Source organism: Spirulina subsalsa PCC 9445, assembly GCF_000314005.1.
GTDB classification, from domain to species: Bacteria; Cyanobacteriota; Cyanobacteriia; order Cyanobacteriales; family Spirulinaceae; genus Spirulina_A; species Spirulina_A subsalsa.
The window spans coordinates 3,572,719-3,593,324 of sequence record NZ_JH980292.1; the positions used below are offsets into that span (position 1 = coordinate 3,572,719).

General features: G+C 48.0%; 22 protein-coding genes and 1 pseudogene. 16 read left to right on the plus strand and 7 right to left on the minus strand.

The window, feature by feature from the left end; all coding sequences use genetic code 11:
* The first annotated feature begins 69 nt into the window (after window positions 1-69).
* The 8 genes and pseudogenes from SPI9445_RS0116250 to SPI9445_RS32185 form a co-directional block, all read left to right on the plus strand.
* The gene (locus tag SPI9445_RS0116250; RefSeq protein WP_026079856.1) at window positions 70-597 is read left to right on the plus strand and encodes a GrpB family protein; all 528 of its coding nucleotides are present in this window, start codon (window positions 70-72) and stop codon (window positions 595-597) included.
* On the plus strand, window positions 594-1,139 hold the full coding sequence (gene psbP / locus SPI9445_RS0116255; protein ID WP_017305834.1) for a photosystem II reaction center PsbP: 546 nt from the start codon (window positions 594-596) through the stop codon (window positions 1,137-1,139). Before SPI9445_RS0116250 ends, psbP begins: the two co-directional genes overlap by 4 nt.
* Window positions 1,140-1,207: 68 nt before the next feature.
* Entirely contained in the window at window positions 1,208-1,795 is a 588-nt protein-coding gene (locus SPI9445_RS0116260) for a Maf family protein (protein WP_017305835.1), read from the plus strand.
* 175 nt (window positions 1,796-1,970) lie between these two features.
* Entirely contained in the window at window positions 1,971-5,420 is a 3,450-nt protein-coding gene (locus tag SPI9445_RS27720) for a hypothetical protein (RefSeq protein ID WP_017305836.1), read from the plus strand.
* Between the two features lie 21 nt (window positions 5,421-5,441).
* Window positions 5,442-6,296: a hypothetical protein gene (locus tag SPI9445_RS0116270; protein WP_202803715.1), complete on the plus strand. Its 855-nt coding sequence runs from the start codon at window positions 5,442-5,444 to the stop codon at window positions 6,294-6,296.
* Window positions 6,297-6,358: 62 nt separating this feature from the next.
* Window positions 6,359-6,709 carry a DUF565 domain-containing protein gene (locus tag SPI9445_RS0116275; RefSeq protein ID WP_017305838.1) on the plus strand — a complete coding sequence of 117 codons (351 nt, stop codon included), beginning with the start codon at window positions 6,359-6,361 and terminating at the stop codon, window positions 6,707-6,709.
* 18 nt (window positions 6,710-6,727) lie between these two features.
* Complete coding sequence (locus SPI9445_RS0116280; RefSeq protein ID WP_017305839.1) at window positions 6,728-7,798, plus strand: hypothetical protein; 1,071 nt, start codon at window positions 6,728-6,730, stop codon at window positions 7,796-7,798.
* A gap of 20 nt (window positions 7,799-7,818) precedes the next feature.
* Window positions 7,819-7,926: pseudogene (locus tag SPI9445_RS32185) on the plus strand (Rpn family recombination-promoting nuclease/putative transposase); the annotation flags it as partial.
* 307 nt (window positions 7,927-8,233) lie between these two features.
* Here the strand turns inward: SPI9445_RS32185 and SPI9445_RS0116285 are convergent.
* Together SPI9445_RS0116285 and SPI9445_RS0116290 are read right to left on the minus strand one after the other, a co-directional pair.
* Window positions 8,234-9,247: a glycoside hydrolase family protein gene (locus SPI9445_RS0116285; RefSeq protein ID WP_017305840.1), complete on the minus strand. Its 1,014-nt coding sequence runs from the start codon at window positions 9,245-9,247 to the stop codon at window positions 8,234-8,236.
* A 12-nt stretch (window positions 9,248-9,259) separates the two neighbouring features.
* Window positions 9,260-10,252: a glycosyltransferase family 2 protein gene (locus SPI9445_RS0116290; RefSeq protein ID WP_017305841.1), complete on the minus strand. Its 993-nt coding sequence runs from the start codon at window positions 10,250-10,252 to the stop codon at window positions 9,260-9,262.
* Between the two features lie 82 nt (window positions 10,253-10,334).
* Between SPI9445_RS0116290 and SPI9445_RS0116295 the strand changes: the two genes are divergently transcribed.
* Window positions 10,335-11,561 (plus strand): glycosyltransferase family 4 protein, encoded by a 1,227-nt coding sequence (locus SPI9445_RS0116295; RefSeq protein ID WP_017305842.1) that lies wholly within the window; start codon window positions 10,335-10,337, stop codon window positions 11,559-11,561.
* Here the strand turns inward: SPI9445_RS0116295 and SPI9445_RS0116300 are convergent.
* Window positions 11,538-12,359 (minus strand): HAD-IIB family hydrolase, encoded by an 822-nt coding sequence (locus SPI9445_RS0116300; protein WP_026079857.1) that lies wholly within the window; start codon window positions 12,357-12,359, stop codon window positions 11,538-11,540. The genes SPI9445_RS0116295 and SPI9445_RS0116300 overlap by 24 nt on opposite strands.
* 16 nt (window positions 12,360-12,375) lie before the next feature.
* Between SPI9445_RS0116300 and yqeK the strand changes: the two genes are divergently transcribed.
* From yqeK to SPI9445_RS0116325, 6 genes are all read left to right on the plus strand, one after another.
* On the plus strand, window positions 12,376-13,002 hold the full coding sequence (gene yqeK, locus SPI9445_RS0116305; protein WP_017305844.1) for a bis(5'-nucleosyl)-tetraphosphatase (symmetrical) YqeK: 627 nt from the start codon (window positions 12,376-12,378) through the stop codon (window positions 13,000-13,002).
* Window positions 13,003-13,120: 118 nt separating this feature from the next.
* Window positions 13,121-13,504 (plus strand): ribosome silencing factor, encoded by a 384-nt coding sequence (rsfS, locus tag SPI9445_RS0116310; protein ID WP_237747974.1) that lies wholly within the window; start codon window positions 13,121-13,123, stop codon window positions 13,502-13,504.
* 33 nt (window positions 13,505-13,537) lie between these two features.
* On the plus strand, window positions 13,538-14,038 hold the full coding sequence (locus SPI9445_RS0116315) for a CGLD27 family protein (protein ID WP_017305846.1): 501 nt from the start codon (window positions 13,538-13,540) through the stop codon (window positions 14,036-14,038).
* Between the two features lie 24 nt (window positions 14,039-14,062).
* Window positions 14,063-15,016: an asparaginase gene (locus SPI9445_RS0116320; protein WP_017305847.1), complete on the plus strand. Its 954-nt coding sequence runs from the start codon at window positions 14,063-14,065 to the stop codon at window positions 15,014-15,016.
* Between the two features lie 20 nt (window positions 15,017-15,036).
* A complete protein-coding gene (locus SPI9445_RS31685; RefSeq protein WP_272943238.1) occupies window positions 15,037-15,162 on the plus strand; it encodes a hypothetical protein in 126 nt (41 codons plus the stop codon).
* Between the two features lie 189 nt (window positions 15,163-15,351).
* Window positions 15,352-15,984, plus strand: coding sequence for a ribonuclease H-like domain-containing protein (locus SPI9445_RS0116325; RefSeq protein WP_017305848.1), 633 nt, complete (start codon window positions 15,352-15,354; stop codon window positions 15,982-15,984).
* A 376-nt stretch (window positions 15,985-16,360) separates the two neighbouring features.
* Here the strand turns inward: SPI9445_RS0116325 and SPI9445_RS0116335 are convergent, their stop codons facing one another.
* From SPI9445_RS0116335 to SPI9445_RS0116345, 3 genes are all read right to left on the minus strand, one after another.
* Window positions 16,361-16,681 (minus strand): hypothetical protein, encoded by a 321-nt coding sequence (locus SPI9445_RS0116335; protein WP_017305850.1) that lies wholly within the window; start codon window positions 16,679-16,681, stop codon window positions 16,361-16,363.
* Between the two features lie 348 nt (window positions 16,682-17,029).
* Window positions 17,030-17,887 carry a prohibitin family protein gene (locus SPI9445_RS0116340; protein WP_026079858.1) on the minus strand — a complete coding sequence of 286 codons (858 nt, stop codon included), beginning with the start codon at window positions 17,885-17,887 and terminating at the stop codon, window positions 17,030-17,032.
* A 200-nt stretch (window positions 17,888-18,087) separates the two neighbouring features.
* Window positions 18,088-18,519, minus strand: a complete 432-nt coding sequence (locus tag SPI9445_RS0116345) for a tellurite resistance TerB family protein (protein WP_017305852.1) — start codon at window positions 18,517-18,519, stop codon at window positions 18,088-18,090.
* Window positions 18,520-18,653: 134 nt separating this feature from the next.
* On the opposite strand from SPI9445_RS0116345, the gene SPI9445_RS0116350 reads away from it, so the two are divergent.
* Complete coding sequence (locus tag SPI9445_RS0116350) at window positions 18,654-19,403, plus strand: creatininase family protein (protein ID WP_017305853.1); 750 nt, start codon at window positions 18,654-18,656, stop codon at window positions 19,401-19,403.
* Here SPI9445_RS0116350 and SPI9445_RS0116355 read toward each other — a convergent pair.
* Window positions 19,400-20,263 (minus strand): tRNA (5-methylaminomethyl-2-thiouridine)(34)-methyltransferase MnmD, encoded by an 864-nt coding sequence (locus SPI9445_RS0116355; protein ID WP_017305854.1) that lies wholly within the window; start codon window positions 20,261-20,263, stop codon window positions 19,400-19,402. The genes SPI9445_RS0116350 and SPI9445_RS0116355 overlap by 4 nt on opposite strands.
* Window positions 20,264-20,606: the final 343 nt, after the last annotated feature.

The following is a 20,606-nucleotide window of genomic DNA, read 5'->3' on the forward strand; positions in this document are numbered from 1 at the left end:
TCAATCTCGCGACAAGGGCGTATATATACGCCCTTATTTTTGTTCAATCTAGGATGATTTTTGCTGAATATGAGAAAGGTTGAAGTGGTGGCTTATAATCCCCAATGGGGGGAAATGTTTGTGGCAGAAGCTGAACACATTGCCTCGGTATTGGGGGCGAATATTGTAGCGATTCATCATATGGGTAGCACGGCCATTCCGGGGATTCATGCTAAACCGATTATTGATCTCTTGGTAGAAGTGCAGGATATTGAGCAAGTGGATGAATATAATGCCGCGATGGAGAGAATGGGTTATCAAGCTATGGGAGAATTTGGGATTGCTACTCGTCGATATTTTCCCAAGGAGAATTTAGAGGGAGTGCGTACTCATCATGTCCATATTTTTCCGGCAGGTTCAGAACAGGTGAAACGTCATCTCATGTTTAGAGATTATTTAATAAGTCACCCAGAAGATGCACAGGTTTATAGTAAACTTAAGCAAGATTTAGCGCAACAGTATCCTACAGATATTGAAAAATATATGGACGGAAAAGATGGGTTAATTAAAATTCTTGAACAAAAGGCAAGGGACTATTTTAAAGGGGAGCAATTATGAGAAAAAAAATCATTGTATTTTTATCGGGAATGTTGGTGTTTTTGACGGCTTGTACATCGGGGGTAGGTAATTTACAGACTTATGTTTCAGCTAATCAAGGCTATGAGTTTAAGTATCCTAACGGTTGGGTGCAGGTGACGGTTGAGGAGGCATCTGAGGGGGTGGATGTGGTGTTCCGGGATATTGTAGAACACAGTGAGAATTTAAGTCTAATTATTAGTGATGTTCCCCCGGATAAAACCTTGAGAGAGTTGGGGACTCCTTCTGAGGTGGGGTATCGTTTTTTGAAGGTAACGAATCAAAGAAATTTAGAGCGGGAGGTGGAGTTAATTAGTGCGGAGTTAGAAAAAGTCGAAAAAAATACTTACTATATTTTAGAATATGCGGTGACTTTTGCCAATCAACAGAAACGTCATAATATTGCAAGTGTTGCTGTCAGTCATGGCAAGTTATTCACGTTTAATTTATCGACGGTTGAGAGACGTTGGTCCCAAGTGAAAGGGGTATTTAATGCGGTGGTTCGCTCTTTTGTGGTTTACTGAGGGACGGGAAGATAAAATGATCTTGAATATCCCTTTTTCTTATTGTGCACATTAGAAACTTAGTCCCTATGTCTCCTCGTTTTGTTTTAGGTTCTGCGTCTCCGGCTCGTTTACAATTGTTGCAACAGGTAGGAATTCAGGCGATCGCACAAAAAAGCGGTTTTGATGAGTCCTTGGTGCAGTGCGAGGATCCGGTAGAATTGGTGAACACCCTCGCAGAACGCAAAGCCGAAATCGTCGCCCCCCAGTTTCCCGATGCCTTAGTATTAGGGTGTGACTCTGTGTTATCCGTGGCTGGGGAGATTCACGGGAAACCGGAATCAACGGAAGAGGCGATCGCACGGTGGCAGAAAATGCGCGGCAACACCGGAATCCTCTACACTGGACACGCTTTATTACACCACCAGAAACAGCAGAAAATGGTTCGGTGTGGTCAAACGATTGTTCATTTTGCTGATATTAGCGATCGCATTATTGAGGCCTACGTTGCTACAGGAGAACCCATGAACTGTGCAGGTTGTTTTGCCATTGATGGTCAAGGGGGGTTATTTGTAGAGAAACTAGAAGGCTGTCACAGTAACGTGATTGGCTTAAGTTTACCCCTGCTGCACCAGATGCTCAACCACCTCGGTTATAGCATTACCGAATTTTGGTGAAGCTGGCTCCCCTCTCCCGAAAAACTTGATCGATCCCCCTCAATTGTGGGTACACTGTCGAGATGAGGAGACGATCCGAGAGTTGGGAAGGGTTGCCAAACCATTGGATTCTGGCAGCGACTAAAACACCATCCCAACAACCGGACAAACTCCCCACAGCAGGAGGAAAAGGGTGATGCCATTAAGTGACGAATTTAAAAAGGCCTTACAAGAAGGCAAAATTCAAGAAGCCTTTGTTTTAGCCTTAAGTCGAGCCGTTGAGTTGAATATTACCACTTGGGTCGCCACCTCCGAAGACGATCCCGATCCCACCATCTCAGCCAGTCATCTTAAACCCGGAGATCGTCTGCGAACTCACATCAACCTAATTCAAGGAGACATCGAGAACGAAATAGGCGATCGCTTCGTCCAAGATTCAGCCTACCAAGAACTCCGGCGCTTCCACTTCGACCAAGCCATTGAAGGCAATCACATTATCAGCCAAAATATCCAATCCCTGCAACAACTTTTTACCGTCCTCCATGCCATCCAACACCCCAACGTTGCTCCCCTCCCCTTACTAGAAGACGTTCCCCCACCCCTTCCCATCCCCCCAGAAGAACCCACCCTAGAAAACGTCCCCCAAAGCCCAGAAAACGCTCTAGAAGCCCCCCCAGAACCCATTTCTGAACAGGAGGTCATTAGCCCCCTTTTCCCCTCCCTGCACCCCGAAATCCCAGACCCAGTAACACCAGAAATTGCAGAACTTGCCCCCGAAGAGACAGCACCCCCAGATCGTGAAACAGCCAGTCCTGTTGTCCCCACCCCCGACAGCACAGAACCGGACTTTGAACAAGACTTTCTCGATCCTCCGGCACTCGAAACCCCTTGGCATGACGAACAGACCCCCGACATAGACCGCCTACAAGCCCCCCCAGAAGTCCTAGACACCCCCTCTGACGACCAAGACATCTCCCCCCACATTATCAACCTAGACCCCCTTGTTGAGCCGGAAAACCTGCTTACAGAATCCGCTCCCCACCAAGAACTAGAAATTGAAGACTGGGAATCCTCCAGCTTAGAAACCCCGGATATCTTAGCGCCAGATCCTACCATCAACCAAGACCTTGTAGACCTCAACGCTCCCGTTGTTCCGCCATCAGACCCCTTAAATCTCGATAATTTTGTTTCTGATCCTACGGCCGACGAGGAGAAAAGTCCTCTCCCAACGGAAGAGTTTAGCCAACTCACCAATCCCTCTACTTCCACAGAACTTTTAGAAATTGAGGATTGGGATATTGCTTCGTCTATTGTTGAGGAAAAAGCCGAAGATTTGGAGGAGATAAAGCCCGTAGAACTTGCGGAAATTGATGATTCAGAATGGGATGAGTTTGCCTTAGATTCGTCGCCGTTTGAAGCTACTCCTGACTTGGAAATTGTCGAAGATAGTTCTGAGATGGAGGAAGACGAGGAAGAGTGGGGAGATTTCTTAGAATTTACAGAAGACACGGAAGCAACTCCCAGTTTAGAAATCCCAGAAACTCCTGTGAGTGAGGAAGAGTGGGGAGATTTTGCTTTAGAAAATGATGCGGAAGCAACTCCTAGTTTAGAACTCCCAGAAACTCCTGTAGAGGAGGAAGAGTGGGGAGATTTTGCTTTAGAAGATGATGCGGAAGCAACTCCTAGTTTAGAAATCCCAGAAACTCCTGTAGAGGAGGAAGAGTGGGGAGATTTTGCTTTAGAAAATGATGCGGAAGCAACTCCTAGTTTAGAACTCCCAGAAACTCCTGTAGAGGAGGAAGAGTGGGGAGATTTTGCTGTAGGAGATGATGCGGAAGCAACTCCTAGTTTAGAACTCCCAGAAACTCCTGTAGAGGAGGAAGAGTGGGGAGATTTTGCTTTAGAAGATGATGCGGAAGCAACTCCTAGTTTAGAACTCCCAGAAACTCCTGTGAGTGAGGAAGAGTGGGGAGATTTTGCTTTAGGAGATGATGCGGAAGCAACTCCTAGTTTAGAACTCCCAGAAACTCCTGTGAGTGAGGAAGAGTGGGGAGATTTTTCTTTAGGAGATGATGCGGAAGCAACTCCTAGTTTAGAACTCCCAGAAACTCCTGTAGAGGAGGAAGAGTGGGGAGATTTTTCTTTAGGAGATGATGCGGAAGCAACTCCTAGTTTAGAACTCCCAGAAACTCCTGTGAGTGAGGAAGAGTGGGGAGATTTTGCTTTAGAAAATGATGCGGAAGCAACTCCTAGTTTAGAAATCCCAGAAACTCCTGTAGAGGAGGAAGAGTGGGGAGATTTTTCTGTAGGAGATGATGCGGAAGCAACTCCTAGTTTAGAACTCCCAGAAACTCCTGTAGAGGAGGAAGAGTGGGGAGATTTTGCTGTAGGAGATGATGCGGAAGCAACTCCTAGTTTAGAACTCCCAGAAACTCCTGTAGAGGAGGAAGAGTGGGGAGATTTTGCTGTAGGAGATGATGCGGAAGCAACTCCTAGTTTAGAACTCCCAGAAACTCCTGTAGAGGAGGAAGAGTGGGGAGATTTTTCTTTAGAAGATAGCGAAGACATTAACCCATTTTTAAGTCAAGGAGACGAATTGTTAGAAGATGATGATTTCTTGACCTCATTAGACACATCTGAAGAGTCAAAACTTGAAGAATGGGAAGATTTTGGACTAGAGGAAGAAAAGGAATCTATTCCTAGTTTGGAGACTCCTGTCAGCGAGGAGGAATGGGGTAATATTGAGCTAGAGGAAACGGAAAACGTTGCTGCTGATTCTTCTTCTCCCCCTTGGAAAAGTGTCAGAAAAGAGTTGATTGAAGAACCAAAAACTTCAGAAAAATGGGATGATTTTGTAGGAGAAGATGAGTCGAAGGACTCTATCCCTAATTTAGACGTGACAGATTCAGATATTCCCACTTTAAGCGGGTTAAGTTTCGATACAGAAAGCGGGATCGAGGATGATTTTATTGAGGAGTTAAATCCTAATTTACTGTCAGACGATGAGGAAGACTGGGATGATTTTATGCAGTTTATTGAGGAAGATTTAGAACAACCTCCTGCGGTGTCATCTCCTCCACCTTCCCCAAAGGATGTAACCTCTTCAGACTTTTTGGGTTTAGAAGAGGAAACCCCGAGTCAAATTGATCCCCAGACTAACACATCTGGGGACAGTCCAGAAACTTGGGGAAATTGGTTCAGTGATGAGAATAACGATGAGTTTGTAGATATTTCAGACACGGCAGCAGAAACAGAATTAGATCCCTTTACATTGCCTGAGTTAGACTCAGAAGAGTTGAATGTTTTGGTAGAGGAGGATTGGGAAGAATTTACGGTGGATGAACTACAACCTTATCCCCAACTGGATGATATGAGTTTTGATCTGGAATCTTTGGATGTAGAAGCATTCAGTGAAGTAAAACAGGAGTCTAGTATTCCAGAATTGTCCCCGTCTGTGGTACCGTCAGAAGAACCTGTAGAAGAATGGGATGAGGATTTGTTTGGGGATTCTTTCACGGATAATTCTTTGGAAAAAGACTTATTAATGATGGAGGAGGATTTATGGCAAGGGATGTCAGGGACTGATATTCACCATAAAAAGAAAGGGACGAAAAAACCCCTTTTTCCCACAGATACGGATCATTAAATTCACTGACGGAGGCTAATTTTGGTTCTTAATTCAAATTCTACGGCATCGGAACAGGTTGTTCACGGGGAAGCGCCTGCACAGTCATCTCTTCCCAAGATTTTAACTCCTCCGGATCAGGGGGTGGAAGATTTTGTCCAGTCTTTACAGGATGTATTAACGGATATTACGGCACTCGAAATTAATACAATGGTGGTAGAACGGATTACGGGGGATAAGTTTATCCCGTGGGATGCCTATTGTGATTTGTACCGTGTGGATCATCAATCGGTTTATAGTGTGAATGTTCATGAGTCGTTGCGCGATCGCTACCTAACCCTACGACGAGACTTAGAAATTGAGTATGCTTTACTACGCAGTGATCCCACGTCGGAATTCTTTGATCCCGAGGCCATGTCTCCCCAGCAACCGAAATGGCAAATGCTAACGGCCGCGAATTTGGAAAACCTCCCCCCGACTCAACTCCCGGATCCTTTTGCGGCAACTTATCCCCAAGAACGTCTACAGATTCAAAAACTATTAAGTAATGGTCGTTTTCTGCGTGCTTTGCGCAAAATGACCGAATTAAAAGCTAGTTTAGATTGTCGGAATCAAGCGTTATTGCGTCTACAACATCAATATCCTACCCAAACCCCTAAAGCAATTGAGCGAGCAGTTAGAACCGATTTAATCTATGCTCAGTCCGTGATTCAATTGGATGGGGATGTGATGAACCGTTACAGTGCGGACATTTTGGATCATCCCCAACGGGAGGTTTTGTTACAACTCCATCAAGAAAGTGTGAGCGCTAGTGCGAGGGAGTGGCGGAGTTTACTAGAGTTTCTGGTGGATTTACTCCAGAAACATTTGCTGGGGGGAGGAAAACGGAAGTTTTAGCCGAATGTGTCCAGAACGAGGGGACAACGGTAAAATAACCCTAGGTTTTTAGATGATGCTTTATGCAGAATACTCGTTTTAATACGATTCTTGATGAAGTTGGCGATCGCACCGTCCAGTTAATCAATAACCCGTGGCGGCGTGTTTCTATTGTATTTATTGGCTTACTGGTGGGGTTTTTTCTCGGCAGCGCTATCCCCAGCACCACCGGACAAATGTCCATCTGGGACGTTCCGGCGGCCGCCGTTGTTATGTTAATCATTGAAGGACTGAGCCGTTTTATCTACAGTCGGAGTCGTTTAGTCCGGTCTGGGATTACCGCCAGACGCACGTTTTTCCTTGATGCTGTCAATTCAATCAAAATGGGTATGACCTACGGTTTATTTTTGGAAGCGTTCAAACTCAATTCTTGATTGTGCAGAGCAACCCCTATGTCCTCTCCGTTTGAAGCCAGTTTAACCTGTTTGCAAGGGTGGTGTGCGGGTCATTCCCCCACGACTGAAGACTATCAACAGCTTGCCTCTGAGATTTTAGCGGATTCCGAACAGGCTCAAGCCTTTGGGATTACGTCTTTTAACGTTTTGGAGGAGGTGAAGTGGCGATCGCAAATTTTCTCAGACATTTATCCTCAAGTCTGGCAACTCTGCCAAGAGATGGGGTTTCCTGACCAAAATCAAGTCATCCGCACCCTTTGGATTCTCTGGCTTCCCCTCACCCTACAATTAGTCGCAGAACGCCAAAAACTCGAAAGACCCATTGTTCAAGGCATCCTCGGGGGACAAGGGAGCGGCAAAACCACCCTCACCGCCGTCATTCGCCTTATCCTAGAGCATCTGAACTATACCAGTGTCGGATTTTCCCTTGATGACCTTTACAAATCCTATGTACAACGGCAACAACTGCAACAACAAGATCCCCGATTAATTTGGCGCGGCCCCCCCGGCACCCACGACGTAGAAATTGGGGTAGAACTCCTAGACGGCCTCCGTCAACCCAAACGCCGCAAACCTGTTATAGTCCCCCGTTTCGACAAATCGGCCTGGGGGGGAGCCGGAGACAAAGCCACCCCAGAAATGATTGATCCCGTCGATATCGTGTTATTTGAAGGCTGGTTTGTGGGAGTGCGTCCCATCGATCCCCGAGAATTTGATCAGGCTCCCCCCCCCATTATTACCCCTGAAGATCGGCACTTTGCCTGGGATATGAACGACCGACTGATGGAATATGTTCCCCTCTGGCATCGTTTAGACCGTCTGATGATTTTATATCCCGTCGATTATCGGTTTAGTAAACAATGGCGCAGGGAAGCGGAACACAAAATGAAAGCCCAAGGGAAAGGGGGGATGAGTGACGAGGAATTAGAGCAATTTGTCGAATATTTTTGGCGTTCCTTACATCCGGATTTATTTATTCGTCCGTTAATTCATAATAGTATTTTGACGGATTTAGTCGTTGAGATTAACGAAGATCACACAGTTGGGCGGATTTATCAACCGACTTAGGGATTGGCTATAGGGAATAAATCGTAGGTGAGGATAAACATGAACCGGAAAAATATCGCTACGATGTCAAACTTACCGATATTGAAACCTGCCAAATCTTCTATGACAAACTCACGTTCATCTACTTGGGGCTTGCTGTTCGCGAAGCGTTGCGTAGCAATATAACTCTGCTCCGGGTGGGAAACAGGGAACAGGGAACAGGGGAGAGTCGGAAAAAGGCAAGCCTTTTTGATTCTTGATCACTAAAACCTTGCACTTTCTCGCTCCCCATCGAAAGTCCTAGTAACACTGCTTAGAGGGATATATTGCTACGCAACGCTTTGCTACGCAACGCTTCGCGAACGCGAACGCGAACGCGAACGCGGAGCGTCACGAAGTGAACAGCAGACCCTACTTAGAAATGCCCAAGTTTACCGAAGATTTTGGGTCGGGATTTCAAAGAGAAATAGTTCGTTCTTTGCTAATGCTTCCATCCCCTTGGAACTTAAACCAAAGGGGATCGGACAAACCATTACCAAAATGTCCCCCCATTTCTGACCAATGAAACCCATAAAAAAGGGCGGGATTTTCTCGTTCTGGTTGGACAAATTTTCCGGCATACAGTCCTGAAATTAAAACTTTAGCTGGGGTTATCAAGGGCGGTAACTCTTGGCAATCTAGGGAAACTGGCTCAGAAACCTGATAATAAGTTCCCGTGATACATTGACTCGGATCGGTTTTGTAACGTTGGGCAGAACAATCTTTCGCTTGTGCCGAAAAAATCAAATAAAGTCGTTTAAAATTACCGCTTTTGTGCCAAAAGACTTGGGGGACTTCCATTTGATAAAATTCTGAGGATTCTATTAGAATTTGAGAAGAATTATCCCACTGTTCTAAATGATCAGAAACACAATAAACTATCATCCCCCCTCGATCCAGTGGGGCGGATCCTGAACGAGTACAAATAAAGGCATAATAACGTTTATCTTCCCCTTGGATTATATAGGGATCTCGCCAGGCCACACCGTCTAAACCTGCGGTAGTGCCGGGATTAGGCAAGATGGGATTATGGGGAAATCGTTCCCAGTGGCGGAGATCCTCCGAGGTGGCTAAACCAATGTGTTGGGGACGTTGCCACTCGTGGGGTGTCCACTGGGGGGCATCTTCACGACGGCGACCTGTATAAAAAAGATAGTATTTTTGCTCTTGTTGGATAATGCTGCCAGTCCAGATGGCTAAATCATCCCATGTGCCGGGTTTTCCGGGGGAGAAAGCGGGCTGAGGATGGGGGATAGTTTGCCATCCCCAAGGGGTAAGTTGACTATGACCGAGGACGGCCTGATTATGTCTGTTTTCGGGGTTATAGTGACAGTGGCTGGGGGGGGCTTGTAAGTAGAATAGGTGCAGGGTGGAGTTTTGCCAAGTGAACCAGAAGTCCCAGATATATTGATTAAAAGGAAACCAAGGCATAGTTTTTTTGAGTTATTGATTTTGTCCTTGTCGGACTTGTTCGGCATAGTCAGCCGGACGGACTTTCCGCCATCGGTTTAAGAGGGTATGATTGAGGGATAGGGGCAGGTAAGATAAGAGAAGCGCAAGGGTCGCTTTACGAGAGCCTCCGGTGTATTGGTTGGACTGTTGAATCAGGTTTCGACCTTGGGTGCTGTCTCCGGCTTCAATCAGGCGCAATCCTAACATAAGTTGGCTTTCTGCAAGGCGCGATCGCCGATTTTTTTCCAGAGAGTCTGTGTCAAACTGGAAATACTCCAAATAAGCCACTTTATCGGTCAGGTAGCGAATATCCCGTTGTAGGCCTTGTTGTTCGCCGTGGAAACGGTATTCCATGAGTAATTCGGGTAAGTAGTAGGCGACTTTTCCCGCTAAGGCTAACCGTACAAATAGGTCGTTATCTTCGCAGTTTTGCAGGTTCGGTCGCATAAAATCAACGGCTTTTAACGCGGAATAGCGGAATAAGGTCGCCCCCACTTGAAAACTCTGTTGAACAAAGACCACTTCTAGGAGATTGTCTACAAGGCCGGGGGTTAATTGATGTCGTCCCCAGCGTTGGGAATTGGTCTGGGTAGCTTCAGGATTCCGTTGATTTTGTTCATCAATTAACCAGTGATCGGTTCCTACAAAATCCACGTCGGGATACTGGTCTAAAATGGAGCTGGTTTGGGTTAAAAAGTCGGGAGTGAGTCGATCATCATCGTCAAATTTGATAAAATATTCCCCGGTTGCCGCTTCATAACCGGATCTCATATTATTGCTTTTGCCGATGTTGGTTTCATGGCGAATGTAGCGAATTCTGGGATCTTGGTACTGGGTCATCATTTCAGGAGTGCCATCGGTTGAACCATCATCACAGACCACTAACTCCCAGTCGGCATAGGTTTGAGCGAGAACACTGGCAATGGCAACACTAAGGAAATGTTGACGGTTGTAGGTGGGAACGCAAACGGTAACTTTGGGCATAATTTGTCAGTCGAAGGAGAGGGGCTAGGAGATAGCATAGACTAGGAGACGCAAGGAATTCCAAGGACAATCTAGTTCAATCATGAAAATCCTCATGCTATCGGCGACCTTTCCCTATCCTCCCACAAGGGGAGGAACTCAAGTCCGCACGTTTAATTTACTCAACTATTTGCGCGATCGCCATCAAATCACCCTTGTCACCCAAAACACCCCCGATGTCACCCCCTCAGAAATCGCCGAGTTGCGCCAAAAGGTCGCTCAATTGCAGGTGTTCCCCCGTCTTACTCCCGATGCGGCGACAGGAGGCCTCTGGGGTAAAATTCAACGCTTTACGCAGTTTTTCCGTGAAGGGACTCCCCCCAGTGTTTTAGCGGTTTTTTCCCCCCAGATGCAAAACTGGATCACGGAACGGGTGCAAGAGGGGGAATTTGATGTTATTACCTGTGAACATAGTGTTAACGAGATTTTTGTTCAACCCCAATGGAAAAATCAGGTTAGGACGGTGGTGAATATCCACAGTTCTGTTTATGCGACTTGCCAGCAACAATTAGAGACTCAGACGGCCGATAATCCTCTGCGCGATCGCCTCAACCTCCCCCTTTTAAAAAAATACGAACAAAGATACTGCGCCAAATTTTCCCATCTTGTCGCCACCACCCCCGAAGATCAAACCTCTCTCCAACAACTGAGTCCCTCCTCTGAAATTAGCGTTATTCCCAACGGAGTAGATTTAACTCTATTTCCCCCTCGTCCCCAAGATCCGGGGGGAGAGAAATTAGTATTCATTGGAGCAATGGACAACACCCCTAACATTGATGCTGTATGCTTTTTTAGTCGGGAAGTCTTCCCAAAATTGCGACAAAAGTATCCCGAAATTACCCTAGATTTAGTGGGCGCTCGTCCCGTGCCATTGGTGCAGGAATTGAGCCAAATTCCGGGGGTTAATGTGACGGGAAAGGTGCCGTCTATGGTGGATTATTTGCATCAAGCCACCCTTTGCCTTGTCCCCATGCGGACAGGATTTGGGATTAAAAACAAAACCCTCGAAGCAATGGCCGCCGGAATTCCTGTAGTTGGGAGCGATCGCGGTTTAGAAGGATTAAGGGTTGATGGAACGGGAGTTCCCCTTGCGGCTTTACGAGCGAATACCATTCCCGAATATATCAGCGCGGTGGCTCGTCTTTTGCAAGATGCTACTTTAAGAGCAGAAATTTCCCAAAATGCCCGTCAATTAATTGAGGAGCATTACACTTGGGAACAGGCAGGACGACGTTATGAGAAGGTTTTACGGGGAATTTCTCTCGAATAGAACCTCCTCCAGCACTCTCGCCCACCCTTCCGGAGCCCGACAGGGAGCGACTCGCCACCCCCGCCCAGCTAAACCGGAATGAATGCCCCGAGTGCCGGGGAGAATGATCGGGAGGTCTACGGCTTCTAACATTGGTAGATCATTTGGACTATTGCCTAACCCAATGGTGAAAACCTGACCAGGAGTTTGATAGATTTCTACAAGGGCTTGAACCGCTTTACCTTTGCCCGCTTGAGGACTGATTAAATGGGAAAAGCGATCGCCGACGACCACCTGCCAACCTAACGCCTCTGCCGCCTCTTCAAGGGTTTGGGGGCTGAGGGTTTTCGGGGTAACAAACGGTTCTGTAAAGTCCCGTTGTTTGGCCTGTGTGGCATCTTGGGGGGCTAATCCGGTTAACTGTTGGATCTCCGCCACGGTTAAATCCCCAAAACCCTGTAAGGGAAGCTTCAAGACTTGTTCTAATTGGCGCAATCCTTGGCGGATGGTGGCATAATCTCCCCCCAAGCGCAACAGGGTATAATCGCCCCAAGTTTCTCCCGCCACCGGAAACCGGGGATCTCCTTGGGGAATCCAGATCCCACTACCATTTTCCACCACAAAGGGATCGGTTAAGCCCACAGTCTCCCGGAGGCCAGCCACTTCCGCCCGGGTTTTACTGGTTACGGGGATAACGGGAATCTGTTGGGCTTGTAGACGGGCTAACAGGGGTAAAGCCGCATCATAGCGATAGTCTTCTGAGCCTAAAAGGGTGCCATCAAGGTCGGTAAAGAGTAGGATGGAAGTCTGAGCCGTCATGAGTTTTAAGTAGACAATGGAGCGCGATCGCATTTTAGCCTGGTTAGCCGATCAGGTTCCCCCGGCCCGCCTACGCCATATTTTAGGGGTAGAACAACTCGCCCAAGACCTAGCCGCCCACTATCAGCTAAATGTTGTACAAGCCCAGAAAGCGGGTTTGATGCACGATCTCGCCAAATATTTTCCCCCAAGTCGTTTATTAGCGATCGCCCAACAAGCAGGCGTTGAGATTGACGACATCTGCCACACCACCCCCCACCTCCTTCATGCTGAGGTGAGCGCCATGATCGCCCGGGATGAATTCGGCGAAACGGATCCCGAAGTCCTCAGCGCCATCCGCCATCATACCCTTGGGCAACCGGAGATGAGTCCTCTTTCCTGTGTTTTATTCATTGCCGATGCCTTGGAACCGAGTCGCGGCAACAGTGAGGAATTAGTCAAACTGCGCCACACCATGAAAGAGGATCTCTATGGCACAGTCTGGAAAACCAGCGACTATGGGCTGCAATATCTGTTAAATAAACGCTGTATTATTCACCCCCGCACGATTTTGACCCGTAACTGGGCTATGCAGCAGTCGCTCAAATCCCACGGAGTACACCCCCCGGAATCCTTGCGCCCGTCTCTTCATGAAAAAACATAGGATTCTCCACTCAGACCGCCTCGACTTCGTTATGATCGATGAGAAACCTATTCAAACTCATTTCTGAATGAACTGAATGATCCCTACCAATCGACCCCTAACCCCTCCTAGCAACGTGATGACAGCCGAAGTTCTCTCCCTTGAGGACTCCACCCAGCGCTTAGTCGCCACCATTGTCCAGGCCGCCGACGATCGTAAAGCGGCGGATATTCTCGCCCTTAAAGTGACAGAAGTTTCCTTCTTGGCGGATTATTTTATTCTGGCGAGTGGCTTCTCACGAACACAAGTGCGGGCGATCGCCGATTCCATTGAGGAAAAAGTCGAAACCACTTGGCAACGTCATCCCACACAGGTAGAAGGGAAAGGGGAAAACAACTGGATTGTTCTGGATTATGGTGAAGTGATTGCCCATATTATGCTCCCCACTGAACGAGAGTTTTATAATTTAGAAGCATTTTGGGGTCACGCCGTCCGAGTGGATCTCCCCCCGGAATTGTTCTAACCCTACTGTTCTGTTCTCTATCACCTGCCCCCTATGCCAGAGTCCCCGAGTTCCTTCTGCCCTGTCCCGGAAGACCAACAACCGTTAAATGAATATGAACAACTCAAAGGTTCTTGGTTGTTCACTTGGACAACCCAACCCCTTGGGCAGTATAGCCGGAAATTGGTCTGGGTGTGGGTGTGGGGTTGGGTGATCTCGGGTCCCATTGCTGCCGCTAGCTTCCCCCCCAACAAACTCCCGGCAAAATTTGCCCTAGCGGGGGGCGGCGGGGCATTATTTTTTGTTTTCTTAGTTTTAATGCGTCTCTGGTTAGGCTGGTGGTATGTCAAAGACCGCCTGAATCAGGACAGCGTATCCTATGAAGAATCCGGATGGTACGATGGACAGGTCTGGGATAAGCCCCCAGAAGTGCAAATGCGCGATCGCCTCGTGGTATCGTACCAAATAAAACCCATTCTGAACCGACTGCACAAAACCCTCCTAATCCTCGCGGGATTAGTGGTGGGTGGTAGTTTAATCTGGCTGATCATTTAACCTCATCCCATAGAAAAAAGACCCATGACTAGGGGAATCCGAACCCATACCCCAGAACTTGAAATCCACCTCTTGCGCGAAGGGATTATTGAGTCTATTCACAAAGTAGCCGCCGTCGTCTGTGATAATCGCGGTCGTGTTTTGTCCATGGCGGGTACATCCGAAACCACCGCCTTTATTCGTTCTGCCCTCAAACCCTTTCAAGCCCTCGCCGTCACCTCTACTGGGGTGATTGAACAGTTTGGCCTCAATGACCGGGATTTAGCCATTATTTGTAGTTCTCATCGTGGCACCGTCGAACAAGCACGCCAAGTCTTTAACATCCTCTGGCACTGTGACGTAGAAGCCGATGCCCTTCAGTGTCCCGTTCCCCCCGGCAAGGACAGCGCCCTGCAACACAACTGTTCCGGGAAACACGCGGGAATGTTGGCGGTTTGTAGACAGCGTAATTTTCCCATTGAGAACTATCTCCATCGTTCTAACCCCGTGCAGAAGTTGATTATTGATAAAGTGGGGGAACTCTTGGGGATGCCGGGAGAAGAATTTGTGCGCGCCCGGGATGACTGCGGAGCCCCGACCTACTCGATGCAGTTAGGACAAATGGCCACCCTCTACGCTGTCCTAGCTTCTGGGGATAATGTAGACCTAGAACGCATTGTGCGCGCCATGACCTACCACCCCAGTATGGTGGCCGGAGAAGGGGCTTTTGATACCGAGTTAATGCGCCTCACAGAAGGGGAATTAGTGAGCAAATCCGGAGCCGAAGGGGTGCAATGTGTGGGGCGAGTGGGAGAAGGCCTAGGTTTAGCGATTAAAGCCCGAGATGGGTCAAAACGGGCTAAATACGCGGCCGCCATTCATCTGTTATTACAGTTAGGTTGGATTCGTCCCTCGGTGGCGGAAACTTTGGCCGATCAGTTTATGAAGTTTGATGACTACAAGCGCCTTGAAGTGATTGGCGAGGTGGTCATGCTCTAGGGGGATTCATTCCCTAGGGCTTGCTGAATAAGTCCGAGAGTTGGGGAGTCGGGAGTCGGGAGTCGGGAGTCCGGGAACTCTCCTCCCCTGTTCCCTGTTCTCTGTTCCCTGAAGAGAGGGAATCGGGAATCGGGAGTCGGGAATAGGTGATAGGGAATAATTATCAATTCTCCCCTGCTCCCCCTCCCCCCCCGTTCCCTAGCCCCACGAGTAGAGTTATTCAGCAAGCCCTACCTATTATCAATTATCAATTTTTGACCTGTTGAAATAGATGGAATCCCCGTCCGTTTAGGGCGGGGCGGATGTTAACACGATTTACCATAACGAACAACTCCATGACCGTGACTAATTTTCAAGTATGCGATCGCGATCTTGATCTCGATACCCTACACCGTTACCAAAACGCCGAAACCCTTGCCGTAGATACGGAAACTATGGGGTTAGTCTTGGGGCGCGATCGCCTTTGTCTCGTCCAAATTTGTGACCCCCAAGGCCTCGTGACCGCCATCCGTATCGAACAAGGGCAAATCGAAGCCCCCCACCTCAAAACCCTGATGGAAGACCCCAAAATCACCAAAATCTTCCACTATGCCCGCTTTGACATTGCCCAGTTAAAATACACCTTCGGCATCCTCACCCAGCCCATTTTCTGTACCAAAATCGCCAGCAAACTCGCCCGCACCTACACCTCCAGTCACGGCCTCAAAGCACTGGTACAAGACCTAGAAAAGATAGAACTTGACAAAAGTTCCCAGAGTTCCGACTGGGGAAACCCCGATAATCTATCCTCCCAGCAACTCAGCTATGCCGCCAATGACGTGCGTTATCTCATCTCCTTGCGTCAGAAACTCCTGCAAATGTTGGAACGAGAAGGTCGCCTAGAATTGGTCTATCGTTGTTTTGACTGTTTACCCGTTCTAACCGATCTCGACATTCTCCAGTTTCAAGATATTTTTGAGCATAAATAGGCAAAAGGCAATCTTGACAAGTTAAAGCCTTGATTATCGGGAGAATATCAACGACTGACAGGTAAACAGGGAAGGCTCGGGAGTCGGGGAATTAATAATTAGGGCTTGCTGAATAACTCTGCTCGTGGGGCTAGGGAACAGGGAACGGGGAACGGGGAACAGGGGGGGGCGAAAAAAGCAAGCCTTTTTGATGATTTATCCCTAAAACCTTGCAGTTTCTCGCTGTTAGAAGTCAAGGGAACAGGGGAAATTCAGGTTTTTGCCCTCAAGTCTATTTAATTTGGTATAAATGGCTGAAAGTCCTAGTAACACTGCTTAGAGGAATATTCAGCAGACCCTAATTATTCCCTCTTGCCTATGTTGCTTCGATTTGCCCTCAAGTCTGTTTAATTTGGTATAACATCACCCGACTTTGTGCTAACTTGCGTTTTAGCCAAGGAATTCCGAACTTTTCCCAGATAGAGGTACGAGGAGCAATGGCAATTCTCCCGAGAGAATGAATTGTTTCTTCGCACCATTCCACATCACTCCCCTGACACAAAGGACAGGTTTCTGTAGGATTTTGCCAATCATAATCTTCTGGAGAACCAGTCACATATTGAATGGAAGATTTTTGCTTCTTAAGATCAACAGGAGTATGAGAAGCCGTGAAAATACTTTGGCAAGAATTGCACCAAAGATAGTGGGAAATACGCATAACGTTACCCTGATTCAAGAGATCATAGTAAAATCTTAACACTCTGATCTAGGGAGAATCTGTATAAAATCTGGAGATACCCGCCCGGCCTCTATCTTACCTCCGTATTATGACGTAAGTATTAAAGCGGAATAAATTCTGAACAAAAACCCTTCAAGATGCTGTATTTTTGCCTGTTATGTCCCTTGGCCTACCCAACAACACCCCTCCATTGTTAAACGCAAAACACACCTAGGGCTTGCTGAATAACTCTGCTCGTGAGTTTAGGGAATCGAGAATCGGGAGATTGCCTCTCCCCTATTCCCCGTTCCCTCGTCCAGTTATTCTGCAAACCCTAATTAGGATGACCTACTGTTTCACTAAATCCCCCACATTACCTAAGTTAAACAGGAATGGCACCGCTCCAGCACCTTCCTTTCCGCCAATAACCAGAACTTTGGGCATGGGTGCGCCCCCTTCTCGCCACGCTTCGATGGCCTCCTTCTGAAGCACTAGAGTTCCCCCTTGCGCTTTCAAGGTTTCCGCTAACAGGCGCTGGGCTTCCGCTTTCCCTTTAGCGCGGTTAACATCAGCTTGGGCTTGTTGTTCCGCTTCTCGGGCAATATAAATCGCCCGTTGCGCCCGTTGTTCAGCAATTTGCTTTTCTTCCACTGCCCGGGCAAACTCAGGCGAAAAGGTTAAATCCACCACACTGGTATCTAACACAATGATCCCATACTTCTCTAACCGGGCATTCAGGGCATTATCAAAGTCTTCCTTTAACTCCGCCCGCTTAGTAATCGCTTCTTCTACCGTGCGCAGGGCGGCGGCAATTTTAAAGGCCTCCTGAGTCTGGGGGGCGACAATTTTGGAGACGACATTTTCTAATGTCCCCTGTTTCCGCCGAATATCCACAATCCGCACCGGGTCTAAGCGGAAGTTAATGGCAAAACTAGCCGATAATTCCTGTAAATCTCGGGTCGAACTTTGGGCAGGAACTTCAAATTTCTGCACGGTGACATCATAGATATCAACGTTGGAGATGAGAGGCGGTTTGAAATGTAACCCCTCTAATAAGGCTCCATTTTGGGCTTTCCCTAAAATACTTAAAACTCCCGCTTGTCCGGGGTTAATAATGACAAAGGAATTAAAGCCAATGAGGACGATCAATGCAGCAATGATCCCTCCAATTAATGGTTGCAAACTTGGTGCTGATTGATTCTTCAATGCTATCTCTCCTGAGTTGTTTAGTGGCATCTACCCCTCTTCTGTCACTCTGGAAGATTTTAACGAATCTTCGCCATCACAGCCAACGAGAGAATCAGGGTTTGAACCTGATCTGACAGAAGAGAGATACAACCCTAGTGTACCGAAAAAAGGTAAGGCGCACTCTTCACCCGAGGGTAAACGCGCCTTACTTCTGGGGCTTAGGTCTTCTCCTCTAAGGCTTTACGATACAACAGTTGGACCGATTTTAAAAACTTATTAAATACGGTTTGCGGGGGGTCGTTGGCGGGATCAAGTTCTTGTAGTTGGGTGAGCAGTTTAGCTTCTGCGGTGTCTACTTGACCATCGCTGTAAATAATGGCGCTGAGGGCTTCTAGTAGTTCTTGATAGTCTTCTTGGGTATGATTTTCCCCTAAATAAGCATTGAGCCAGTCATAACATTCTTGGGGTTTAACTTGTCTAAGTTCAGACAACAAGGGTTTAATTTCTGGGTCGTTGGCTAACCCCTCCTGTTGTGCCATTTTATGTAAATATTCCCGCTCCTCAGCTTGCACAGTGCCATCAATCCATGCCGCTCCGATGAGTATTTTTAATAGCTTTTTTTGTTTGTTAGCATTCAGGTTAGTTGCCATAGTTTTAACCCCTTAGTTAAGGGGCTGAGTTTAAAAATACGTCTTATTTTATCAAACTCAAAATCTAACCTTAAGCCTTCTACACAAAAGTTATGTTAACTTTTATATGCCATTACGCTTTTAAATGATTGACTATGCTGCTACATCTCAGTACCTGGCCGGAAGTCGAAACCTACCTACAAAGCTCCCGAGGGATTATTCTGCCCATTGGGTCAACGGAACAACACGGGCCGATGGGTTTAATCGGAACTGATGCGATTTGTGCGGAGGCGATCGCCAAAGGAGTGGGAGAAACCACTCAAGCCCTGGTCGGACCGACGATTAACGTAGGAATGGCACTGCATCACATGGCCTTTCCCGGGTCCATGAGTTTACGACCTAGCACCCTAATCACGGTGATTCAAGACTATCTCACCAGTTTGACCCAAGCCGGATTTCAACGCTTTTTTTTCATTAATGGGCATGGGGGGAATATTGCCACCCTGAAAGCGGCTTTTGCGGAAACCTATCATCATCTCGCCTTACTCCGGATTCCGGGCGCGGAACAAGTGCAATGTAAGGTCGCCAATTGGTTTATGTGTAGCAGTGTCTATAACTTAGCCAAGGAACTCTACGGACTCCAAGAAGGCTCCCACGCCACTCCGAGCGAAGTCGCCCTGACCCAATATATCTACCCAGAAGCCATCAAAAAAGCCCCCTTAAGCGAGAAAGTCGCCTCGGGCTATCCCATCTATGGGGCGGTAGATTTTCGTCGTCACTATCCCGACGGCCGCATGGGCTCCAATCCCGCCCTAGCCACCCCAGCCCACGGTAAACAATTCTATGAGTTAGCCGTCAAGGAGTTAAGCAACAGTTACCTAGAATTTCTCAAAAAGGGGGATTAAGCCCAGCGTTTTTTCCAGTGACTGCTCGGTTCCAAAGGACTAGAGGCCTGTTCCCCTTGGCGACGCTGACGGATGATGGTGGGGGAATCTTGTCCAGTGCGATCGCGATAAGGCACCGCCGCCCGAGTCCGCAAATGTTCCTCTTCCTGCAACGACAACGGCGGCAAATCCCCCGCCCAACTCGCCACCGTCCCCGGGGATCTTCTCCCCACCCGAGGACTCGCCCCAATCCGCAGCCCAGCCTCCCTTAACGCCCCCCTCACCGCCGCCGCGCAGGAATAAGTCGCCAGTCGTCCCGTCGGAGCCAACACTTGCGCCACCTCCCCCAAAAACTCCACCGTCCACAGTTGGGGACATTTCGGCGGGGAAAAGGGATCCAGAAAAATAGCATCCGCCTGAAACCCCTCCCCTAACACCCGTTTAATCGACTGCCGAGCATCCCCCCAGAACATTCTCGCCCCCACATTCCCCCCCTCCCAAGACCCCGCCCCCACCAACTGCGCCAGCCCCTCCACCACCTGGGCCCCCCATAAATCCAGCAAACCATAAGCCAGCGCCGCCTGAGCCACCGTCGGATTCAACTCCAGAGCCACCAACTCCACCCGACAGTGGGGGTTCACCTCCCCAATCCCAGCCAACGCCGCCGCGCTATTATAGCCCAAGCCATAACACACATCTAAAATGCAAATCCGGTCTTGTTGTTGGGCTTTAGAGCGCAGGAGACAAGGTTCAATAAACTTTAACTCCGCCTCCTGTTTCGCTCCCCCCTGAGAATGAAAAGTTTCCTCAAACTCCGGGGAAAAAAACGTAAACGAGCCATCCCCCGTCACCTGGGGGCTAAAAAACTGCAAATTAGACATTGACAATTTTGAGCAATTATGTTTTATTTTTGCCCTTTTTTTGTTAGAATGAAAAAGGTTATCCTTCCCCGCCCAACCCGTGAGATTCCCCTCTGGTGAACTACCCCACCCTGCCGAGGCGCGAGGATGGAGCTTCCTGATTCAATGGGAAGTGCTTTCTATACCGAAATATAGCGAGTCTTATCTTCCCTCCCCAGGCAGAAGTCCTAGTTCCTAAGACCCAAATTTTCTCTTGCAACACAGCCCTTTTTAGCTTGGTTTTCGCTTTGGGAGTTAGTGGTCAAGATATATTGATTTTATCATGGATTCGCTGTCCCTCAGTATATTGCTGGGTTGCTATCCA